At 72.5% G+C, this 19,324-nt stretch carries 20 protein-coding genes; 13 read left to right on the top strand and 7 right to left on the bottom strand.

The features are described 5' to 3' along the window. The first annotated feature begins 36 nt into the window (after positions 1–36). From zapE to CP976_RS33390, 7 genes are all read left to right on the top strand, one after another. Positions 37–1,140 (top strand): cell division protein ZapE, encoded by a 1,104-nt coding sequence (gene zapE / locus CP976_RS33420; protein WP_150483653.1) that lies wholly within the window; start codon positions 37–39, stop codon positions 1,138–1,140. Positions 1,141–1,365: 225 nt separating this feature from the next. After that, positions 1,366–1,764: a hypothetical protein gene (locus tag CP976_RS33415; protein WP_308429997.1), complete on the top strand. Its 399-nt coding sequence runs from the start codon at positions 1,366–1,368 to the stop codon at positions 1,762–1,764. 82 nt (positions 1,765–1,846) lie between these two features. Next, positions 1,847–2,428: a carbonic anhydrase gene (locus CP976_RS33410; protein WP_150483651.1), complete on the top strand. Its 582-nt coding sequence runs from the start codon at positions 1,847–1,849 to the stop codon at positions 2,426–2,428. Positions 2,429–2,436: 8 nt separating this feature from the next. Continuing rightward, positions 2,437–3,927, top strand: coding sequence for a SulP family inorganic anion transporter (locus CP976_RS33405; RefSeq protein WP_150483650.1), 1,491 nt, complete (start codon positions 2,437–2,439; stop codon positions 3,925–3,927). Positions 3,928–4,102: 175 nt separating this feature from the next. Next, positions 4,103–5,017 carry a slipin family protein gene (locus CP976_RS33400; protein ID WP_150483649.1) on the top strand — a complete coding sequence of 305 codons (915 nt, stop codon included), beginning with the start codon at positions 4,103–4,105 and terminating at the stop codon, positions 5,015–5,017. 90 nt (positions 5,018–5,107) lie between these two features. Next, positions 5,108–6,490 carry a PhoX family protein gene (locus CP976_RS33395; protein ID WP_150483648.1) on the top strand — a complete coding sequence of 461 codons (1,383 nt, stop codon included), beginning with the start codon at positions 5,108–5,110 and terminating at the stop codon, positions 6,488–6,490. 150 nt (positions 6,491–6,640) lie between these two features. Beyond that, positions 6,641–7,522, top strand: coding sequence for a PPK2 family polyphosphate kinase (locus CP976_RS33390; protein WP_373304852.1), 882 nt, complete (start codon positions 6,641–6,643; stop codon positions 7,520–7,522). 41 nt (positions 7,523–7,563) lie between these two features. Here CP976_RS33390 and CP976_RS33385 read toward each other — a convergent pair whose 3' ends face one another. After that, positions 7,564–8,049, bottom strand: coding sequence for an SRPBCC family protein (locus tag CP976_RS33385; protein WP_150483647.1), 486 nt, complete (start codon positions 8,047–8,049; stop codon positions 7,564–7,566). Beyond that, positions 8,046–8,444, bottom strand: a complete 399-nt coding sequence (locus CP976_RS33380) for an ArsR/SmtB family transcription factor (RefSeq protein ID WP_150483646.1) — start codon at positions 8,442–8,444, stop codon at positions 8,046–8,048. The genes CP976_RS33385 and CP976_RS33380 overlap by 4 nt, the downstream gene beginning before the upstream one ends. An 86-nt stretch (positions 8,445–8,530) precedes the next feature. Between CP976_RS33380 and CP976_RS33375 the strand changes: the two genes are divergently transcribed. From CP976_RS33375 to CP976_RS33365, 3 genes are all read left to right on the top strand, one after another. Then, positions 8,531–10,051, top strand: a complete 1,521-nt coding sequence (locus CP976_RS33375) for an FAD-dependent oxidoreductase (RefSeq protein WP_150483645.1) — start codon at positions 8,531–8,533, stop codon at positions 10,049–10,051. A gap of 62 nt (positions 10,052–10,113) precedes the next feature. Further along, the gene (locus CP976_RS33370; protein WP_150483644.1) at positions 10,114–10,965 is read left to right on the top strand and encodes a polysaccharide deacetylase family protein; all 852 of its coding nucleotides are present in this window, start codon (positions 10,114–10,116) and stop codon (positions 10,963–10,965) included. An 18-nt stretch (positions 10,966–10,983) separates the two neighbouring features. Continuing rightward, positions 10,984–11,163 carry a hypothetical protein gene (locus tag CP976_RS33365; protein ID WP_150483643.1) on the top strand — a complete coding sequence of 60 codons (180 nt, stop codon included), beginning with the start codon at positions 10,984–10,986 and terminating at the stop codon, positions 11,161–11,163. On the opposite strand, the gene CP976_RS33360 is transcribed toward CP976_RS33365, so the two are convergent. Together CP976_RS33360 and CP976_RS33355 are read right to left on the bottom strand one after the other, a co-directional pair. After that, positions 11,155–11,826, bottom strand: coding sequence for an ABC transporter (locus tag CP976_RS33360; RefSeq protein ID WP_150483642.1), 672 nt, complete (start codon positions 11,824–11,826; stop codon positions 11,155–11,157). The genes CP976_RS33365 and CP976_RS33360 overlap by 9 nt on opposite strands. Next, positions 11,823–12,689, bottom strand: a complete 867-nt coding sequence (locus CP976_RS33355; protein ID WP_150483641.1) for an ABC transporter ATP-binding protein — start codon at positions 12,687–12,689, stop codon at positions 11,823–11,825. The genes CP976_RS33360 and CP976_RS33355 overlap by 4 nt, the downstream gene beginning before the upstream one ends. 42 nt (positions 12,690–12,731) lie before the next feature. Between CP976_RS33355 and CP976_RS33350 the strand changes: the two genes are divergently transcribed. Together CP976_RS33350 and CP976_RS33345 are read left to right on the top strand one after the other, a co-directional pair. Next, complete coding sequence (locus CP976_RS33350) at positions 12,732–13,493, top strand: aminoacyl-tRNA hydrolase (RefSeq protein WP_167537470.1); 762 nt, start codon at positions 12,732–12,734, stop codon at positions 13,491–13,493. Between the two features lie 70 nt (positions 13,494–13,563). Then, entirely contained in the window at positions 13,564–14,019 is a 456-nt protein-coding gene (locus CP976_RS33345) for a DUF7144 family membrane protein (protein WP_150483639.1), read from the top strand. Between the two features lie 33 nt (positions 14,020–14,052). Here CP976_RS33345 and CP976_RS33340 read toward each other — a convergent pair whose 3' ends face one another. After that, positions 14,053–14,592: a potassium channel family protein gene (locus CP976_RS33340; RefSeq protein ID WP_150483638.1), complete on the bottom strand. Its 540-nt coding sequence runs from the start codon at positions 14,590–14,592 to the stop codon at positions 14,053–14,055. Positions 14,593–14,799: 207 nt separating this feature from the next. Between CP976_RS33340 and CP976_RS33335 the strand changes: the two genes are divergently transcribed. Continuing rightward, positions 14,800–16,239 carry an MbnB/TglH/ChrH family RiPP precursor modification enzyme gene (locus CP976_RS33335; protein ID WP_150483637.1) on the top strand — a complete coding sequence of 480 codons (1,440 nt, stop codon included), beginning with the start codon at positions 14,800–14,802 and terminating at the stop codon, positions 16,237–16,239. A gap of 15 nt (positions 16,240–16,254) precedes the next feature. Here CP976_RS33335 and CP976_RS33330 read toward each other — a convergent pair whose 3' ends face one another. Together CP976_RS33330 and CP976_RS33325 are read right to left on the bottom strand one after the other, a co-directional pair. Beyond that, positions 16,255–17,742 (bottom strand): APC family permease, encoded by a 1,488-nt coding sequence (locus CP976_RS33330; RefSeq protein ID WP_150483636.1) that lies wholly within the window; start codon positions 17,740–17,742, stop codon positions 16,255–16,257. Continuing rightward, positions 17,739–19,319, bottom strand: coding sequence for a GMC family oxidoreductase (locus CP976_RS33325; RefSeq protein WP_150483635.1), 1,581 nt, complete (start codon positions 19,317–19,319; stop codon positions 17,739–17,741). The genes CP976_RS33330 and CP976_RS33325 overlap by 4 nt, the downstream gene beginning before the upstream one ends. Positions 19,320–19,324 lie beyond the last annotated feature (5 nt).

Here is a 19,324-nt window from a genome sequence, read left to right as displayed (position 1 = left end):
CCGTGCAGTGTTCCACGCCCCGTAGCATGGTGAACCGTGTCCTCCTCCCCTGCCCCCTCCGGATCCGGCCCCGTGACCGACCCGGCCCCGCTGTCCCTGTGCGCCCGTGAGCCGCGCGTTCCCGCGGACCGGCTGGTCGCCGAGATGGTGCCGCCGCCGCGGTTCGACTCGGTGCGCTTCAGCACGTACATACCGGACCCGAACCAGCCCAGCCAGACGGAGGCCGTCCAGGTCCTGGAGGGCTTCGCGGCGGGTCTCGGCCAAGAGGCGGGCGGTTCCGGCAAGCGGCGGCTGTTCGGATTCGGCAGGGCGCCCAGGAAGGCGACCCCGGCCGGCCCGCGCGGCGTCTACCTCGACGGCGGTTACGGCGTCGGCAAGACCCACCTGCTGGCGTCCCTGTGGCACGCCACCCCGGCCGAGCCCGCCCGCAAGGCGTTCGGCACGTTCGTGGAGCTGACCAACCTCGTCGGCGCCCTCGGGTTCCAGCAGACCGTCCAGACCCTGTCCGGCCACCGGCTGCTGTGCATCGACGAGTTCGAGCTCGACGACCCCGGCGACACGGTCCTGGTCTCCACCCTGCTCGGCAAGCTCGTCGACGCGGGCGTCGCGCTCGCCGCCACCTCCAACACGCTGCCCGGCAAGCTCGGTGAGGGCCGGTTCGCCGCGGCCGATTTCATGCGCGAGATCCAGGGCCTGTCGGCCCACTTCCGCGCCCTGCGCATCGACGGCGAGGACTACCGCCACCGCGGCCTGCCCGAGGCGCCGCCGCCGTACTCCGACGAAGAGGTGACCAAGGCGGCGCACGCCACCGAGGGCGCGTCCCTCGACGCGTTCTCGCCCCTCCTGGACCACCTGGCCCGCGTCCACCCCAGCCGGTACGGTGCCCTGACCGACGGAGTCAAGGCCGTCTGCCTCACCGGCGTGCGGCCGGTTCCCGACCAGTCGACGGCACTTCGGCTCGTCGTCCTCGCGGACCGGCTCTACGACCGCGAAGTGCCCGTGCTGGCCTCGGGCCTGCCCTTCGACCAGCTCTTCAGCGACGAGATGCTGAACGGCGGCTACCGCAAGAAGTACTTCCGGGCCATCTCCCGGCTCACCGCCCTGGCCCGCGACGCGGCCAAGTTGACGAACTCGCGGTAACCACAACCCCAATATCGTGCCAACCGCCGTACGGCAAGGCTGGGTTCAAGCCAAGCCACCTACGGTTTTCAGGCTCTCTTCAGCTTGAAACGTTAAGTTAACCCTGCAAATGACTTTGCAGGGTTAACGTGTTTCTTGACCAGCCATTGACTAAGTGTTGGTCAGCGCTAGATGTGCGAATCACCTGAAGGGGGGCGCATGTACCGAGGTACGACGGTACGGACCATGGTTTCGATCCTCGCCGCCGTCCTGCTCGCCCTCCAGTTCTTCGCACCGACGGCATCCTTCGCATCCGCGCACACACCCCGTGAAGTCGAGGCCAAGGCTCAGCCCGGAACTGAACCCTCCGGCACGTCTTCGCGCCCCGTGACCAAGTTCTCCGGGAAGGCTCTGCGCGACGAGATCGCGACCTGCCGCGCCGGACACCACGGGGGCCCGACCGGCCCCCTGCGGACCCGCGACCGGTTCCACAGCACCGAACCCGCGCCCTCGGCCGAGCGGCCGCTGCTGAGGCACATCCCGCCGACAGCACCGGAACGGGTCACACCCGGCGCCACACACGAACGCACGTCGAGATCCTCGGCGTCGCACACACCAGCAGCACTTCAGGTCTTCCGCTGCTGAGGAACAGAGCAGTTCCATCCCCCACCTCTGTCATGCCCGTCCGACGCGCCCCCACTGCGCGCCAGGAGGAGTCACCACACTCATGCAACCCCTCATCGACAACGCCCGCACGTTCGGACAGCGCCCTGAGGAGTTCGCCCGCCTCGCCGAGGGTCAGTCCCCCGACGTCCTGTTCATCACCTGCTCCGACTCCAGGGTCGTACCGGCCCTGATCACGGGCGCCCGGCCCGGCGAGCTCTTCGAGCTGCGCACCGCCGGCAACATCGTCCCCCCGCACGCCTTGGAACACCCCACGTCCGAGGCGGCCACCATCGAGTACGCCGTGGAAGTCCTCGGCGTCAAGGACATCGTGGTCTGCGGCCACTCGCACTGCGGTGCCGTGGGCGCGGTGGTACGGGGCGACGACCTCGCCGCCGTACCGGCGGTGCGCGACTGGCTCGCGCACGCCGCCGAGGAACCCAAGTGCGAGGACCCGGCGGACCCGACGGTCGCCGAAGCCGTGCAGAACCACGTCCTCGCCCAGGTGCTGCGACTGCGGTCGTACCCGTGCATCGAGCGCCGGCTGGCGGAGGGCCGACTCGGCCTGCACGCCTGGTTCTACGAGGTCCACACCGGAACCGTGCGGCAACACCACGCGGAGACCGACACCTTCGAGACCCTGTGAGGGACGCCATGACCAAGTTCCCTTACTTGAGGCAGGACTTCCTCGCCTCCATCGTCGTCTTCCTCGTCGCCGTGCCGCTCTGCATCGGCGTGGCCGTCGCCTCCGGCGTCCCTGCCGAACTCGGCCTGATCACCGGCATCGTGGGCGGCCTCGTCACCGGCCTCATGCGCGGCAGCAGCCTCCAGGTGTCCGGGCCCGCCGCCGGCATGACCGTGCTGGTCTTCGAAGCCGTCAGCGAGTTCGGCGTGGCCGCACTCGGCGTGATCGTGCTGATGGCCGGTCTGCTCCAGCTCGCCATGGGCTTCCTCGGCATCGGCCGCTGGTTCAGGGCCATTTCCGTCTCCGTCGTCGAGGGCATGCTCTGCGGCATCGGCCTGGTGATCATCGCCGGGCAGATCTACGCGGCGGCGGGCCTGAAGGCCCCGGAGACCGGCATAGGCAAGATCGCGGGGCTGCCGGGGGCGTTCACCGACGTCCTGGGCAGCACCGAGGCCCTGATCTCGCTCGCGATCGGCGCGGGCACCATCGCCGTCATAGTGCTGTGGAAGAAGCTGCCGAAGGCCGTGCAGTCCGTGCCGGGCGCCCTCGCGGCGGTGGTCCTGGCCACGGTCGCCACGCTCGCCTTCAGCCTCCCGGTCGCCACCGTCGAGGTGGAGGGCCTGCTCGGCGTCATCCAGCCGCCCGGGACCGAGGCCCTCAGCCAGCTCGCCGGCCCGGCCATCTGGGGCACGATCATCGCTTTCGCGCTGATCGCCTCCGCGGAGAGCCTGTTCAGCGCGGCGGCCGTGGACCGGCTGCACGACGGTCCGCGCACCCAGTACAACAAGGAGATGATCGCCCAGGGCGCGGGCAACACCGTGTGCGGTCTGCTCGGCGCGCTGCCCATGACCGCGGTGATCGTCCGCAGCTCCGCCAACGTCAACGCGGGTGCGAAGACCAAGGCGTCGCGTGTGCTGCACGGCGTGTGGCTGCTGCTGTTCGCGGCCGCGATGCCGTGGGCCCTGGCCCTGATCCCGCTTCCCGCCCTCGCCGGCATCCTGGTGCACGCGGGCTGGAAGCTGATCCCGTTCCGCCAGGTCGTGGCGCTGTGGCGGGCCCACAAGGGCGAGGCGCTGATCCTCGTGGTCACGGCCGTGTCGATCGTCGCGGTGAACATGTTCGAGGGCGTCCTGATCGGTCTGGCCCTGTCGGTCGTCAAGACCGCCTGGGAGGCCTCGCACGTGAAGCTCGAGGTCATAGACAAGGGCGCCGGTCCGATCCAGGCGTACCTGTCGGGCAACGCGACGTTCCTGCGGCTGCCGAAGATCCTCGACAGCCTGGAGAGCCTGCCCCAGGACCGCCCGGTCGAGCTGGACCTCTCGGGTCTGCACCACCTCGACCACGCCTGCCGCACGGCCCTGGAGAGCTGGGCCGAACGCCACAGCGCGACGGGCACCGAGCCGGTGAAGGTCACGGAGCCGGAGCTGTCGCCGGAGGCCGAGAAGGTCACGGTCGCGTAGCGACGTAGCCGGAACGCCGACACCCCCTGGTCCGGGGCGCGCCTGAGAAGGCGCGCCCCGGACCTTCGCGTGTATGACCCCCGGTCCCCCGGCCCCCGAGGCATGGCCCGGACCCCGATTCCAGGCATATCGTTACAGGGACAGATGAAACGGACCTCTGGACGGGGAGGTCGGCATGGTCGAAGAGCTGATCGGGGCGGCGGTGGCGGCCGGGACCGCGGGGCTGGTGTATCTGGCCACGGCGGCGCGGGTCGTCAAGCAGTACGAGCGCGGGGTCGTGTTCCGGCTCGGACGGCTGCACGGGGAGGTGCGGCGGCCCGGGTTCAACCTCATCGTCCCCGCGGTGGACCGGATGCGTAAGGTCAACCTGCAGATCGTGACCATGCCGGTGCCCGCCCAGGAGGGCATCACCCGCGACAACGTGACCGTGCGGGTCGACGCGGTCGTGTACTTCAAGGTCGTGGACCCGGCGGCCGCGGTCGTCAACGTCGAGGACTACCGCTTCGCCGTCTCCCAGATGGCACAGACCTCCCTGCGCTCGATCATCGGCAAGAGCGAACTGGACGACCTCCTGTCCAACCGGGAGAAGCTCAACCAGGGCCTGGAGCTGATGATCGACAGCCCGGCCGTGGAGTGGGGCGTGACCATCGACCGCGTGGAGATCAAGGACGTGTCCCTGCCGGACACGATGAAGCGCTCCATGGCCCGCCAGGCCGAGGCCGACCGCGAGCGGCGGGCCCGGCTGATCAACGCCGACGCGGAGTACCAGGCCTCCAAGAAGCTGTCCCAGGCCGCCCAGCAGATGGCCGACACTCCCTCGGCCCTCCAGCTCCGCCTGCTCCAGACCGTGATGGCCGTGGCGGCGGAGAAGAACTCCACGCTGGTGCTGCCCATCCCGGTGGAGCTCCTGCGGTTCCTGGAGAGGGGCCACCAGGAGGGGGGCCAGCAGGCTCCGGCTCCGGCGGAACGCTCCGTCGACACGGCGGAACGCTCCGTCGACACGGCAGAGCACCCCGTCGACACGACACAGCACCCCGTCGACACGACACAACAGGCCATCGACGAGCTGCGGCACGCGGTCGAGCAGTGACCCGCGCTACGCGCGTGGTTCCCGCGACCCGCACCAGGTGATAGACACAGCGGGATCACAGTTCCTGTCCGCCAGCAGGAAGGTTTCCCCATGACCAAAACCGGTCGATTCGCCACACGCCGTCAGATGCTCGCCGGGACGGGCGCCCTGGGCGTCGGGATCGCGTTCTCCGGTGCCCTGTCCGAACTCTTCGCCGGCACCGCCGCCGCCCGGACCCTCGGCCACGACGGCTACGGCCCGCTCGTCCCCGACCCGAAGGGCCTGCTCGACCTGCCGGAAGGTTTCAGCTACCGGGTCCTCTCCCGCGAGGGAGACCCGCTCCGCTCCGGCGAGGGCGAGGTCCCCTCCAACCACGACGGCATGTCGGCCTTCGGGGGCAGAGGCGGCCGGGTCCATCTCGTCCGCAACCACGAGAACCGGGCCGACGGCAAGGTCCCGGTCCCGGCGATCGACGGCCTCACCTACGACCCGGCCGGCAAGGGCGGCTGCACGGCCCTGACGCTGGACTCCCGCAACAGGGTCCTGTCGGAACGCGTGGCGATCGCCGGCACGGCCGTGAACTGCGCGGGCGGTCCCACCCCGTGGGGCACCTGGCTGACCTGCGAGGAGACCGAGGACAAGGCGGGCACCGCCGGGTACGCCAAGGACCACGGCTTCATCTTCGAGGTCGACCCGGTCGACCCGCGCCGCACGGGAGCCGTACCGCTGACCGCGATGGGCCGCTTCCAGCACGAGGCGATCGCCGTCGATCCCCGGCTGGGTGTGGTGTACGAGACCGAGGACGCCTTCCAGAAGCCCTTCGGCCTCTTCTACCGTTTCCTGCCGGACAGGCCGCTGGGCGGGCGGGGTTCGCTGCGCGCGGGCGGCCGGCTCCAGGCCATGCGCGTGCCCGGCGTGCCGGACCTGTCCTCGATCCAGGACATCGGCGCCGAGTTCGACCGCGTCGAGTGGGTGGACGTACCGGACCCGCAGGCCGCGCAGACGCCGATCCGGCTCCAGGACTTCGGCCCCAAGGGCATCACGCACGCGCAGAAGCTGGAGGGCTGCTACTGGGGCGGCCGGTCGGTGTACTTCGTGTCGTCGTTCGCCCGCAGCGCGGAGGGCTCGGCGGCCGACCACTTCGGGCAGGTGTGGCGCTACGACCCGGACCGGCGCCGGCTGACCCTGGTGATCGTCTTCGGCCCGGACACCGACATCCAGAAGCCGGGAGAGTCGCCGGACAACATCTGCCTGGCGCCCAGCGGCGGCCTGATGGTCTGCGAGGACGGTGAAGGCGCCCAGCACGTCTACGGCGTGACCCGGCGCGGCGAGGTGTACGCGATGGCCCGCAACCGGCAGAACATCGGCACCCTGGAGGAGCCCGAGTGGGGTGAGTTCGCCGGGGTGACCTTCTCGCCCGACGGCGAGACGATGTACGTCAACTGCTACCGGCCCGGCACCACGTTCGCGGTGACGGGCCCCTGGCGCCGGTAAGCGCGGCGCTGTTCCCGCCGGGCGCCGGGTGCGGAACCCGGCGCCCCGGCGGACGATCGAGGCTCGGGGAACGGAAGGAGCCCGGTGGCGAAGAAGGACGAACCGGAGAGGGACGGACCGGAGAAGGACACGGCGGCGGAGGACTCGGCGGTGAGGGGTTCCGCGGTGAAGGACAAGAAGGCCGGGCGCGGGACCTCGCTGCGGGAGCGGCTGCGCCTCCCCGGCGGCGAGCCGGTCGACCTGTCCCGGCACGACACCGCCGCCACTCCCGGCGGCCCGGACGGCAAGGCGGCGGGCAAGGCCGCGACGGCCCGGATCGGCGAGCAGCTCGCCGGCCTCCAGGAACGGCTGTGGGCGGCGAGCACCGCGGGCGACCGGCGCCGCGTCCTGCTGGTCCTCCAGGGCATGGACACCAGCGGCAAGGGCGGCACGGTCAAGCACGTCATCGGTCAGCTGAACCCGGCCGGCTGCCGGATCACGGCGTTCAAGGCACCGACGGCCGAGGAGCGCGCGCACCCGTTCCTGTGGCGCGTGGAGAAGGCGCTCCCGCTCCCCGGTGAACTGGGCATCTTCGACCGCTCGCACTACGAGGACGTCCTGGTCGCCCGCGTCCGGGACCTCGCGCCACGCGCCGTGATCGAAAGCCGCTACGAGCGGATCAACGATTTCGAGCGGTCCCTCGCCGACGACGGCGTGACCCTGGTCAAGTGCTTCCTGCACATCTCCAACGACGAGCAGCGCCGCCGCCTGCTCAGACGCCTCGACAGGCCGGAGAAGCGCTGGAAGTTCGCCCCGTCCGACATCGACGACCGCGCCCTGTGGCCCGCGTACCAGGAGGCCTACGAGGTGGCCCTGGAGCGCTGCGGCACCTCGTACGCGCCCTGGTACCTGGTCCCGGCCGACCACAAGTGGTACCGCAACTGGGCGGTCAGCGCGCTGCTCCTGGAGCATCTGCGGGAGCTGGATCCGCGGTATCCGGAGGCGGACTTCGACGTGGCGGCATGCCGGAAGCGGCTGCTGCGGGAGTCCTGACCGGGCGGCCGGGCCTGAACGGTCGGTCCTGATCCGGGCGGTCAGGCGGCCAGCAGGGCGTCGATCTGGCCGACGGCCTCCTTCAGGCCCTCCTCCATGCCCATGGTGATCAGCTGCTCCATCTGCTCACGGGAGTCGAACAGGGAGCGCATCTCCATGCGGGTGCCGCCGCTGTGTTCGCTCAGCCGCACCGCCACGGACATGGTCGGCATGTCGTCCTTGGGCTTTCCGTCGTCGTCAGCGAAGCCGTCGGTGAACTGCAGGGAGGTCGGCTCGGCGACCGAGGTGATCCGCCACCAGCCGCGGTGCCGGTCGCCCTCCGGGCCGGTCATGAAGTACGTGACCTCTCCGCCGGGGGTCAGGTCGTGCCGCTCCACGGTCGCCGGGTAGGTCGGCGGGCCCCACCAGCGCTCCAGCTGCCGGGGGTCGGCCCACAGCCGCCACACCCGCTCCACCGGGGCGGCGAAGTCGGCGATCAGGGTGAGGGTGAGGTTGTCGAGGTCCTTGTCGACACTGGTGACGCTCATCTCCGGGGTCCTTCCGGGGTGTCGTTCTCTTCGGTACCGGGGGCTTCCGGCTCTTCGGCAGTGGGGTCCTCCGCGAGCAGCCGGGCCATCCGGTCCACGCGTCCGCGCCATGCCGACTCGAGCTCGTCGAGGGCCTGGCGGGCGCGGCCCACCGCGTCGGGGTCGGTGCGCACGAGCTGCTCCCGTCCGCTGCGCTGCTTGCTGACGAGACCGGCCCGTTCCAGCACCGCGACGTGCTTCTGCACCGCCGCGAAGCTCATCGGATAGGCCTCGGCCAGCCGCGAGACCGACAGCTTCCCGCGCACGCAACGGCGCAGTATGTCCCGGCGCGTGGTGTCGGCCAGGGCGTGGAACAGCCGGTCCACCGTCTCGTCGCTCAACTCATCTACAACCATTTGGTTGTACGTTAGTCCTGCCGACTGCTTCTGTAAAGCGGCACGCCGGATGCTGAAGCCGGGCAGTCGGGGGTACTCGGTGGCTCATGAGCGAGAAGCAGCAGGTCAGCAGCTCGTACTGGATGGAGACCGCACCGGACGGCCGCCATCCGGCCCTGACGGAGGACCTGGACGTCGACGTGGCGGTGATCGGCGGCGGGATCGCCGGACTGAGCACGGCGTGGGAACTGACGCGGGCCGGGCGGAGCGTGGCGGTGCTGGAGGCCGGGCGGGTCGCGGCCGGGGTCACCGGGCACACCACTGCCAAGGTCACCGCCCTGCACACACTCGTCTACGACAAGCTGCGCCGCACCCGCGGCCCCGAGGGCGCGCGGCTGTACGCCCGCTCCCAGTCCGAGGCGATCGAGCGCGCGGCCGGGATCGCCGGGGAACTGGGCATCGACTGCGACTGGGAGACCAGGAGCGCCTACACCTACGCGTGCGACCCCGGCCGGGTCGACGAGCTGCGGGCCGAGGCGCGGGCGGCCGCCGAGGCCGGGCTGCCCGCCGAGTTCGTGGAGGAGACCGGGCTGCCCTTCCCCGTGGCGGGCGCGGTCAAGGTCACCGGCCAGGCCCAGTTCCACCCCCGCAAGTACCTGCTGGCCCTCGCCGCCGACCTCGTCGAGCACGGTGGGCGGATCTTCGAGGACACCACGGTCCTCGGCCTGGACGAGGGCGAGCCGTGCCGGCTGTCGACCAGGGCCGGGGCGACGGTGCGGGCCCGGGACGTCGTCGTCGCGACGCACTACCCGATCTTCGACCGGGCCCTGCTGTTCACCCGGCTCACGCCGAAGCGCGAACTGGTCGTCGCCGGGACGATCCCCGCGGACCAGGACCCGGACGGCATGTTCATCACGCCCGACGAGAACACCCGCTCGGTGCGCACGGCACCGTACGACGAGGGCCGGCGGCTGCTCATCGTCACCGGTGAGCACTTCACGCCGGGCACGGGCGACCCGCGGGCCGCTTTCGAGCGCCTCACCGCCTGGGCCGTCGAGCACTTCCCGGACTTGCATGTCACCAACCGGTGGGCCACGCAGGACAACACTCCGACCGACACCGTGCCGATGGTCGGCCCGCTGCACCCGGGCGCCCGGCACGCCTACGTGGCCACCGGCTTCGGCGGCTGGGGCATGACCGGCGGCATCATGGCGGGCAGCCTCCTCGCCGCGCAGATCACGGGCGAGGAGCGCGAGTGGAGCGGGCTGTACGACCCGCGCCGGCTGAAGCCCGCCGTGCGGGAGGCGCCGTCGTTCCTCAAGACCCAGGCCAAGGTCGCCGGCCACTTCCTCGGCGACCGGCTGCGGCCCTCGCCGCCGGTGGAGTCCCTGCCGCCCGGCGAGGGGGCCGTGGTCCGCGCCGACGGCCACCACCGCCTCGCGGTCTACCGGGACGAGGACGGCAACCTGCACTCCTTCTCCGCCCGCTGCACCCACCTGGGCTGCCTGGTCGCCTTCAACTCCGCCGAACGCGCCTGGGAGTGCCCCTGCCACGGCTCCCGCTTCGACACGGACGGCAAGGTGATCCAGGGCCCGGCGACCAAGCCCTTGGAGCAGCGGGACCTCTGACGGCCGGGTGACGCCCGCAGCCGACGCGCATAAGAGGACGATCCCGTTCATATCTTCATACGGTGATCATTCTCCTCCGCCGTGTCGCCGCCGTGTGCGCCCTGAGCGCGGTCCTCGCCGCCTGCGGGACCGGCCGGCCCCCGCGGGCGGCCCCGCCGGCGTCCGCACCACCCTCGCGCCCTCCGACCCTCGTGCCCGGCCCCGCCGGCCTGACCCCCGTCTTCGAACACGGTCCCCGCACCCGCGGCAGGACCGTCGCGCTCACCTTCGACGCCGACATGACCGCCGGGCAGGGGGCACGGGCGGCGGCGGGTGAGCGGTTCGACCATCCGCGCCTGATCTCCACGCTGCGCGCGCTGAAGGTGCCCGCCACCGTGTTCATGACCGGGCGGTGGGCCGAGCAGTACCCGGACCAGGCCCGTTCCATCGGCCGGGACCCGCTCTTCGAGGTCGCCAACCACTCCTACAGCCACTACGCCTACACACGGGACTGCTACGGCCTGCCGACCGTGCCCGAGGGGCGGATGCGGTCGGACGTGGAGCGGGCGTACGCCGCCTTCCGGAAGGCCGGCGTGACGGATCCGATGCCGTACTTCCGTTTCCCCGGAGGCTGTTACGACCGGCGGGCCCTGAAGGCGCTGACACCGGCCGGCGTGACCGCCGTGCAGTGGGACGTGGTCGGCGGCGACGCGTTCGAGTCGGACCCGGACGTGGTCGCCCGGCAGGTGCTGGACGGGGTGCGGCCGGGGTCCGTGGTGGTGCTGCACTGCACGCGCAGCGCCGCCCCGGCGACCGAACGGGCGGTACGCGCGATCGTGCCCGAGCTGCGCCGCGAGGGCTACAGGTTCGTGAAGGTGTCCGAGCTGATCGGGGCGGCGGACAGCGGTGCGCGGACCCGCCCGGAGGCACGCTGACCGGCCTACGCTGGAGGTATGAGCGAGAACGACTACTGCCTGATCGACGCGACCAGGCCGCCCCGGGCGGAGGGGCCGCCGTACGCGGAGTGCGTGCTGTGCCGGGAGCCGACGGAGTATCCGGAGTCGTACAAGGGCATCACCCTCTGCCCGGTCTGCGAGTGGCAGGAGGCGCAGCGCACCGCCTGCTCAGGGTGACCTGCGGGCGGCGAGCGCACCGGCCAGGGCCAGCGCGGCGGCCGTGAGCAGGGCTGCCGCGGCCAGGGGCAGCAGCGGCAGGGGGACGGTGCCCGACCGTGAGCCGGTCACCAGGCCCTGCACCGCCGCCTGCGCCGGGGAGCCCGTCGCGACGAGGGACAGCAGCGCCGCGAGCAGCATCGCCAGGACGGCACGGCCCCGCGACCGCAGCAGTGGCCGGCTGGTGAGCGCGCCGACGGCCGTGCCCAGCAGGGCGCAGGCCAGGGCGGCGAGCAGCCCGGCCCCGCAGGCGGGGGCGAGCGGCACCGGGGTGCGGTGGTCCGAGGCGACCGGAGCGCTCAGCAGCGTCACGCCGAGGGTCGCGACCGTGCCGAGCGCCGCCGCACCGGACAACGCCACCAGCAGGCAGGCCACATGGGCGCGCGCGGGCCCGACGGCCGCCGCCACGCAGCCGCGCGCGGCCTGCGGCTCGGCCGTGGCGCAGATCCGCGCCAGCCAGGCGGCGACGGGCAGCAGCGCGGCGGCGGAGTAGCCGAGCGAGTCGAGCACCGGCTGTCCGGCCTGGACGCTGACGGCGAGGAAGGCGGCGTACAGCAGGAACGGCGGCAGCCAGCGCTGGGAGCGCAGCAGCAGGGCGGCGTGGTAGCGCAGCAGGGCGGTCACCGGCGGCTCCCGGGGGCGTCAGCCTGCCGCTCCACACGCACCACGTGCCAGGGCGGGTGGGCCGTGAGCAGGGCGCGGAGCAGGACGTCGGAGTGCGGGGCGGGGACGGTGAGGCGGTGGCTGCCCGGCGCGGTCTCCTCGGCGGCGGTGACGGTCCGCCGCACGTCGTCGGGAAGCCGTCCGTCCGGCGGGCCCTGGACCTCGACCGTGACCTGTGGTCCGGACGGCAGCGGTCCCGGCCCGGCGCGCTCGGCGAGGCTCCCGTCGCGCACGGTGTACGTCGCGTCGGGCAGGCCCGCGAGGCGGCGCGGGTCGTGATCGACGAACACCACGGATCCGCCGGCCGCCGTACGCTCGGCGACCGCCCGCTCCAGCTCGGCACGGGCGTCGGTGTCCAGGCCGGTCCACGCCTCGTCCAGCACCAGCAGCTCCGGCTCCCCGAGCAGGGCCTGGGCGACCGCGACCTTCTGGCTGCTGCCCTTCGACAGCCGTGCCAGCGGCGTATCGGCGTAGGCGGCGGCGCCGAGGCGCTCCAGCCACTCGGCGGCGGCGCGGGTGGCCGCCGCGCGGGTCAGGCCGTGCACGGTGCCGAGGTGGGTGAGGTAGCCGGCGGCGGTGAACGGCAGGGCCGGCGGGAACCGCTCGGGGACGTACGCGGTGCGCGGGCGGCCGGTGATCCGGCCCTCGCTGGGGGCGTCGATGCCGGCGAGCAGCCGCAGGAGGGTGGACTTGCCGGTGCCGTTGCCGCCCTCGACGCGGACGAGCCGGCCGGGTGCCACGGTCAGGTCGACACCACGTAACACCCAGGGGCCGCGCAGGCCGTAGCGGCGGCCCGCGTTCTCCAGGCACAGGTCGGGTCGCATGGGCCCATCCTCCACGATCTTCCGGCTGGCACACTGGGATTCGTGAGCGAAGACCCGACGCCCGTGAGTGACAGCCCCTTCCGTTCCGAGCACTCGGACCGCGACACGGCACCGCAGTTCGTGCTGCCCCTGGTCGTGCGGATCGAGCGGGCGGACCCGCCGGCGCGTACGGACGCGCTGGAGACGGCCGCGCGGGCCGTGCTGACGATCCTCGGCGACGAGCGGTCGGCCGGCGACGGCGCGTGGGCCGAGGCGATGCGGGACTGGCAGGACACCCGGATCCGCAAGGTGGTGCGACGGGCCCGCGGCGCCGAATGGCGGCGGGCGGAGGCCCTGCCCGGCATCACGATCACCGGCAAGGCGGCCGAGGTGCGGGTCTTCCCGCCGGTCCCGCTGGACGGCTGGCCCAAGGACCTGGCCCGGCTCCAGGTCTCCGGCACCGACCTGGACGACCCGGAACCGCCGGTGGACGCGGACCCCACCGCCGCCGTGCTGTGGCTGAACCCCGACCTCGGCATGTCGGCCGGCAAGGCGATGGCGCAGGCCGGGCACGCCGCGCAACTGGCCTGGTGGGAGCTGCCCGACGAGGAGCGGGCCGCCTGGCAGGACGCGGGCTTCCCGCTCTCCGTACGCACGGCCGACCCGGCCCGCTGGCCCGGACTGACGCGCAGCGGCCTGCCGTTGGTCCGCGACGCGGGGTTCACGGAGATCGCGCCCGGCTCGTGCACGGTGGTCGCGGACCACCCGGCGCTGCGCCGGGAACCGTACGCGCCCGGCGGTCCGGCGCCCACCCGTTCGGAGTAGCCGCAGGCGCGCCGGTGGCGGGCGGGTGCTCCAGTGGGGTTACCAGACAACCCCGACCCAGGAGGCAGCCATGTCCAGCGCCGCGCCCCCTCCCCCCGCCCCGCCCGCCCCCGACGACCGGACGCCCGGCGGCCCCGGCGGTTCCGGCGACCCCCTGGCGACCGGGGGTCTCGCTCTCGGCGGCACCCTGATGGTCGTCTACGGCCTGTTCGCGGTGCTCCAGGGCATCACGGCCATCGCCGACGACGAGGTGTACACGAGCTTCGGCGAGTACGTCTTCGAGTTCGACCTGACCGCGTGGGGCTGGATCCACCTGATCGTCGGTGTGCTCGTGGTGGCGGCCGGGTTCGGCCTGTTCACCGGGGCCGGCTGGGCCCGGGTCGTGGGCGCGGTCGTGGTCGGACTGGCGCTGATCGCGAACTTCATGTGGCTGCCCTACCAGCCGTTCTGGTCGATCATCATGATCCTGACCGGCCTGTTCGTGCTGTGGTCGCTGTTCAACTACCGCTCCACCCGCTCGGCGTAGGCGCCGCGCCCTGCCGTCCCCGGCCGCCCCGGGTCAGGAGGGCGGCGGGCGCCGGTCGCGCGCGGCGACCACCGCGTGCAGCCGGCGCGACAGCGCGGTGGCCGCCGCCGTGAGGAAGACGAACGCGTAAAGGATCTGGGCGACGGCCACCAGGCGGGCCTCCTGCCCGCTCGGGGTGATGTCCCCGTAGCCGACGGTCGCGAGCGTGACGACGGTGAAGTACAGCGCGTCCACGCGGGTGTTCAGGCCGGTGAACTGGCCCGGCCGCTGGGCGAGGGCGTAGTACCCCGACGAGAAGACCAGCACGGCCAGGCACATCAGCAGCGGGATCATCACGCCCGGCCGGGTATGCGGCTTCTCCAGCACGACGTCGCGCACCTGGCGCAGCAGCAGCGCGGCCAGCAACCCCAGGCACAATGCGAACAACGGCCAGCCCAGCCAGGGGCGGTCGGCGCCGAGCCCCTCCAGCGGGAGCAGGAAATAGGCCGTGCCGACGACCACCACCAGTCCCCCGGCCCCGGCCCACAGCCGCCGCGTCGAGACCGGGGCCGCCTGTTCGCTGCCGTCGCTCATGCGTCCGGTCTACGACGCATCAGGGGGTGGCGCGACCCCGGCGCCTCCGACGGTGGAGCCGGAGATCCGTCAGTGATCCGTCGGTGATCCGTCGGTGGGCCGAACCTCAAATGTTCCTCTGAAGGTGCCCGTGGCGGGGTTCGGGGACGGGCGGCTGGGCCATACCCCCCTCACGTTCGAGGAACCGGCGGTGCGGAGGAGGGGACGATGGAGCGACTGGGGACGGGCATCGGGTGGCGACCGGAGATCGCGGACGCCATAGAGCGCATGCCGGGCATCGACTGGGTCGAGGCCGTGGCCGAGAACGTCTGCCCCGGCCATCTGCCCGACTCGCTGCGGCGGCTGCGCGAGCGCGGCGTCACCGTGGTGCCGCACGGCGTCTCGCTCGGCCTCGGAGGTGCGGACCGCCCCGACGAAGGCCGTCTGACCGCGCTGGCCGAACGGGCAGAGGCACTCGGCTCGCCGCTGGTCACCGAGCACATCGCGTTCGTACGGGCCGGCGGTGCTCTGACGGCGACCCCGCACCTGGAGGCGGGCCATCTGCTGCCCGTCCCCCGGACCCGGGACGCGCTCGACGTGCTGTGCGAGAACGTGCGCATCGCGCAGGAGGCGCTGCCGGTGCCGCTGGCCGTCGAGAACATCGCCGCGCTGTTCTCCTGGCCCGGCGAGGAGATGACGGAGGGCCAGTTCCTGTACGAGCTGGCCGACCGCACGGGCGTCCGGCTCCTCATCGACGTGGCCAACCTGCACACCAACCACGTCAACCGCGCCGAGGACCCGGCCAAGGCCCTCGCCGAGCTGCCCCTGGAGGCCATCGCCTACGTCCATGTCGCCGGCGGCTTCGAACGCGACGGCGTCTGGCACGACAGTCACGCCCACCCCGTCCCCCGTCCGGTCCTGGACGTCCTGACCGACCTCGCATCCCGCGTCTCCCCTCCGGGGGTCCTGCTGGAACGCGACGAGAACTTCCCGGAACCGGCGGAGCTGGAGGCCGAGCTGGCCTCGATCCGGCGGGCCGTGGAGGCGGGGGCCGTCGAGCGGGTGAAGGCGGAGGTGCGCGCGGCGGGCCATGCGGTCGCCGCGGGGCGACCGGAGGCGGCGGCCGGAGGCTGGAGCGAGGTCCGCGCCGACGTTCCCGCGCGCGGCTACGGGGCGACGCCGCAGGGCCATCAGACCGGGGCGGCCGGGGCGACACGGGGCGCCTCCGGCCGGCCCGAACACACGGGCGTCGACGAGGCCCGGCAGCGGCTCGGGCTCGCGCAGGCCGCACTGCTGTCCGCGCTGGTCGCGGGGACGCCCGTGCCCGAGGGGTTCGACCGGGCGCGGGTCGGCGTACAGGCGCGGGCCCTGGCCGCCAAGCGGGCGGATGTCGTGGCGAAGGTCGCGCCCGAACTGCCGGAGATCCTCGGGGTGGACTACCGTACGGCCTTCCTCGCGTACGCCCAGACCCAGCCGATGACCGGCGGCTACCGGCGCGACGCCCTCACCTTCGCCGAGCGCCTCCTGTCCGCCGGGCGGCCCGGGGACGTCGCGGCGCGCCGGGAACTCCGGGAGTGGTGGCTGGACCGGTCGGGACCGGCGCCGCGATCGCGACGCCCGGTCCGCCGGCTGGCCCGCGCCACCCGGAAGGTACTGCTGCGGCGTTGACGCGGGGACCGCCCGTCAGCCCTTCGACGCGGCCTCCTTCTCCTCCTTCGGCACCGCGTCACCGGCAAGTGCGTCGCCGCGGCCGTAGTGGTGAGTGGTGAACATGTACAGCACGCCGGTACCCACCACCACCGCTCCGCACAGCAGGACGATCCAGTTCTCCCACCAGGACTTCTCCGGGGTGCGGGCCCAGCAGATGTTGATGATGGCGAGGATGCCGTAGGCCAGCGCGGCGATGTTCACCGTGAGTCCCCAGCGGCCCAGGGTGAACTCCCCCGCCGGTTTCCAGCCCTTGAGCCGGGCGCGCAGCGCGGCCAGGACCACCATCTGGAACGAGCCGTAGATGCCGAGGATCGCGAACGAGACGATGTTGGTGAGGGCGTCCTCGGAGAGCAGCGAGGCGAAGGCGATGATCAGCGGCACCGCCGCGGACACGAACAGCGCCCAGCTCGGCACGGCGCGGGTGTGGACGAACCGCCGCAGCAGCCGGTACCCGACGATCATCTCGTCACGGGCGTAGGAGTAGATGAGCCGCCCGGCCGCGGCCTGGAGGCTGATCGTGCAGGACAGGAAGGAGATCAGCACCACGGCCATCACCAGCCGCGCCCCGGTCTCGCCCATGGCGTCGTACAGCACGTCCACCACCGGGTCGGCCTGCTCGCCTGAGATGATCGCGTTGAAGTCCGTGACCGACAGCAGCAGCGACATACAGGTGAACGTGGCCGCCGCGCCGCCGATGTAGATGGTGCGGCGCATCGCGCGGGGGATGACCCGGCCGGGGTGGGCGACCTCCTCGGCGGTGTCGCCGCACGCCTCGAAGCCGTAGTACTGGTAGAGGCCGATGATGGCGGCTGCCAGGAACGCCGGCAGGTAGGAGCCGTCTCCCCCGGTGCCGTAGGAGTCGAAGATGACGCCGAGGCCCTGGTGACGGTGGGTGGCCAGCAGGTAGACGCCGACGACGAGGGCGCCGATGAGCTCGCCGGCGAAACCGATGAGCGCCGCCACCGACAACGCCTTGGTGCCCAGGTAGTTGATGAGGATGGCGACGACGATGAGCACGGCGGTGCACAGCACGGTGGTGTGCACGGTGGCTCTGAAGCCGAAGAGGATGGCGATGTAGGGGCCGGCGCCGTAGGCGACGGAGGTGATGGTCACCAGCAGCGCCCACATGTACACCCAGCCGGTCATCCACGCCCAGCGCTTGCCCCACAGCCGCCGGGCCCAGGGGTAGACACCGCCCGCGATCGGGTACTGGGCGACGATCTCGCCGAAGATCAGCGCGACGAGGAACTGGCCGCAGCCGGCGACCAGGAACGCCCAGATCATCGGCGGTCCGCCGTCGGCGATCGCGATGCCGAAGAGGGTGTAGGTGCCCACCACCGGGGAGAGATAGGTGAAGCCGAGGGCGAAGTTGGCCCAGGGGCCCATGTCCTTGCGGAACTCCGAGCCGGGCTCGGCCGAGGGGGCCCCGGCCGCCGGTGCGGGGGGCTGTTGACCGGTCACTGGCGGGCCTCCTGTTTCGACTGTTCCGTGGGGCCGGGGCGGTCGCTGATCAGATCGGCGGCGCGTTCGGCGGCGAGCAGGACGGTCACCATCGGGTTGATGGTGGGCATCGTCGGGAACACCGACGCGTCGACGATCCGCACGCCCTCGACGCCGAGCAGTCTCAACTCCGCGTCGCACACGGCCATCGGGTCGTCCGGTGCGCCCATGCGGCAGGTGCCCGCCGGGTGGTAGACGGTGTGCGCCGCGCGGCGGCCGTACTCCGAGAGGTCGGCGTCGGAGACGACGTCCGGGCCGGGCGCCACCTCGCGGACGAGCCAGTCGCGCAGCGGGGCGGTGGCGGCGACCTCGCGGGCGACCTTCAGCCCCTCCACGATGGTGCGTTCGTCGTGCCCCTCGGGGTCGGTGAAGTACCGGAAGTCCAGGGCGGGATGCTCGGCGGGGTCGGAGCTGCGCAGCCACATGCGGCCGGTGGAGCGGGCGCGCGGCACGTTGGGCGTCATGCACACCCCGTACGGCGGCACGGGGTAGCCCAGGCGCTCGGTGTTGACGGTGAACGGCACCTGGTAGAAGTGGAACATCAGGTCGGGGCGCGGCTGGCCCTGGTCGCGGCGCAGGAACAGGCCGGCGTCGGAGTCCATCGCGGAGTTGGGCGGCAGCGGCCCCTCCGTCTCCCAGACGATCACGGACTCGGGGTGGTCCAGCAGGTTCTCGCCCACGCCGGGCAGGTCGGCCCGGACGTCGATGCCCAGGCCGCGCAGGTCGTCGGCCGGGCCGAGTCCGGAGAGCATCAGCAGGCGCGGGGTGTCGATGGCACCCGCGCACAGGAGGAGTTCACGCTCGGCGCGCACGGTGCCGGGTTCGCCGTCGGCGCCACGGACGGCGACGCGGGTCAGCCGGCCCGACTCGTCGGGGAGCAGCCGGTGCGCCCAGGTCTCCAGCAGGAGGGTGAGGTTGGGCCGGTCCAGGACGGGGTGGAGGTAGGCGACGGACGCGGAGGAGCGCAGGTTGCCCTCGGGCTGGTAGGCCAGGGAGAAGAAGCCGGTGCCGTCGGCGAAGGGCTCGGCGTTGAAGTCGTCGACGACGGGGACGCCGAGGGCGCGGGAGGCGGCGGTGACGAAGTCCTTGGCGATGGGATTGCGGTCGGCCTCGGCCACCGGGACGATCCGGGTGAGCAGCCGGTCGCGGTAGGGGAGGATCGTCGCCGGGTCCCAGCCGGTGCAGCCCCCGTTCACCCAGTCGTCGAGGTCCTGCGGCAGCGGCAGGAAGCTGATCAGGGTGTTGTGCGAGGAGCAGCCGCCGAGGACGCGGGCCCGTGAGTGCAGGATGTGGGAGTTGCCGCGCGGCTGCTCGACGGTGGTGTAGCCGTAGTCGAACTCCGAGCCCAGCAGGTTGATCCAGTTGCGCAGGCGCAGGATGCGCTCGTCGCCGACGTCGCTGGGGCCGCCCTCGACGACGCAGACGCGGCAGTCGGGGTCCTCGCTCAGGCGGGCGGCGAGCACGCAGCCGGCGGTGCCGCCGCCGACGATGACGTAGTCGTAGGCGGACTCGGCGCCGTGCGCGGTGGTGGGGGCCATGCGGT

It is taken from the genome of Streptomyces coeruleorubidus (assembly GCF_008705135.1).
In the GTDB taxonomy this organism is placed as follows: domain Bacteria; phylum Actinomycetota; class Actinomycetes; order Streptomycetales; family Streptomycetaceae; genus Streptomyces; species Streptomyces coeruleofuscus.
The sequence above is the reverse complement of the archived record's forward strand: the minus strand, read 5'-3'. Positions and strand labels throughout refer to the sequence as shown.

What these genes read in the sequence shown, in the direction of transcription:
- CP976_RS33415 (WP_308429997.1), top strand. Translation starts at nt 1,366, where the DNA reads ATGGTTTCGATCCTCGCCGCCGTCCTGCTCGCCCTCCAGTTCTTCGCA.
- CP976_RS33410 (WP_150483651.1), top strand. Translation starts at nt 1,847, where the DNA reads ATGCAACCCCTCATCGACAACGCCCGCACGTTCGGACAGCGCCCTGAG.
- CP976_RS33405 (WP_150483650.1), top strand. Translation starts at nt 2,437, where the DNA reads ATGACCAAGTTCCCTTACTTGAGGCAGGACTTCCTCGCCTCCATCGTC.
- CP976_RS33400 (WP_150483649.1), top strand. Translation starts at nt 4,103, where the DNA reads ATGGTCGAAGAGCTGATCGGGGCGGCGGTGGCGGCCGGGACCGCGGGG.
- CP976_RS33395 (WP_150483648.1), top strand. Translation starts at nt 5,108, where the DNA reads ATGACCAAAACCGGTCGATTCGCCACACGCCGTCAGATGCTCGCCGGG.
- CP976_RS33385 (WP_150483647.1), bottom strand. Translation starts at nt 8,049, where the DNA reads ATGAGCGTCACCAGTGTCGACAAGGACCTCGACAACCTCACCCTCACC.
- CP976_RS33380 (WP_150483646.1), bottom strand. Translation starts at nt 8,444, where the DNA reads ATGGTTGTAGATGAGTTGAGCGACGAGACGGTGGACCGGCTGTTCCAC.
- CP976_RS33375 (WP_150483645.1), top strand. Translation starts at nt 8,531, where the DNA reads ATGAGCGAGAAGCAGCAGGTCAGCAGCTCGTACTGGATGGAGACCGCA.
- CP976_RS33365 (WP_150483643.1), top strand. Translation starts at nt 10,984, where the DNA reads ATGAGCGAGAACGACTACTGCCTGATCGACGCGACCAGGCCGCCCCGG.
- CP976_RS33355 (WP_150483641.1), bottom strand. Translation starts at nt 12,689, where the DNA reads ATGCGACCCGACCTGTGCCTGGAGAACGCGGGCCGCCGCTACGGCCTG.
- CP976_RS33345 (WP_150483639.1), top strand. Translation starts at nt 13,564, where the DNA reads ATGTCCAGCGCCGCGCCCCCTCCCCCCGCCCCGCCCGCCCCCGACGAC.
- CP976_RS33340 (WP_150483638.1), bottom strand. Translation starts at nt 14,592, where the DNA reads ATGAGCGACGGCAGCGAACAGGCGGCCCCGGTCTCGACGCGGCGGCTG.
- CP976_RS33335 (WP_150483637.1), top strand. Translation starts at nt 14,800, where the DNA reads ATGGAGCGACTGGGGACGGGCATCGGGTGGCGACCGGAGATCGCGGAC.
- CP976_RS33325 (WP_150483635.1), bottom strand. Translation starts at nt 19,319, where the DNA reads ATGGCCCCCACCACCGCGCACGGCGCCGAGTCCGCCTACGACTACGTC.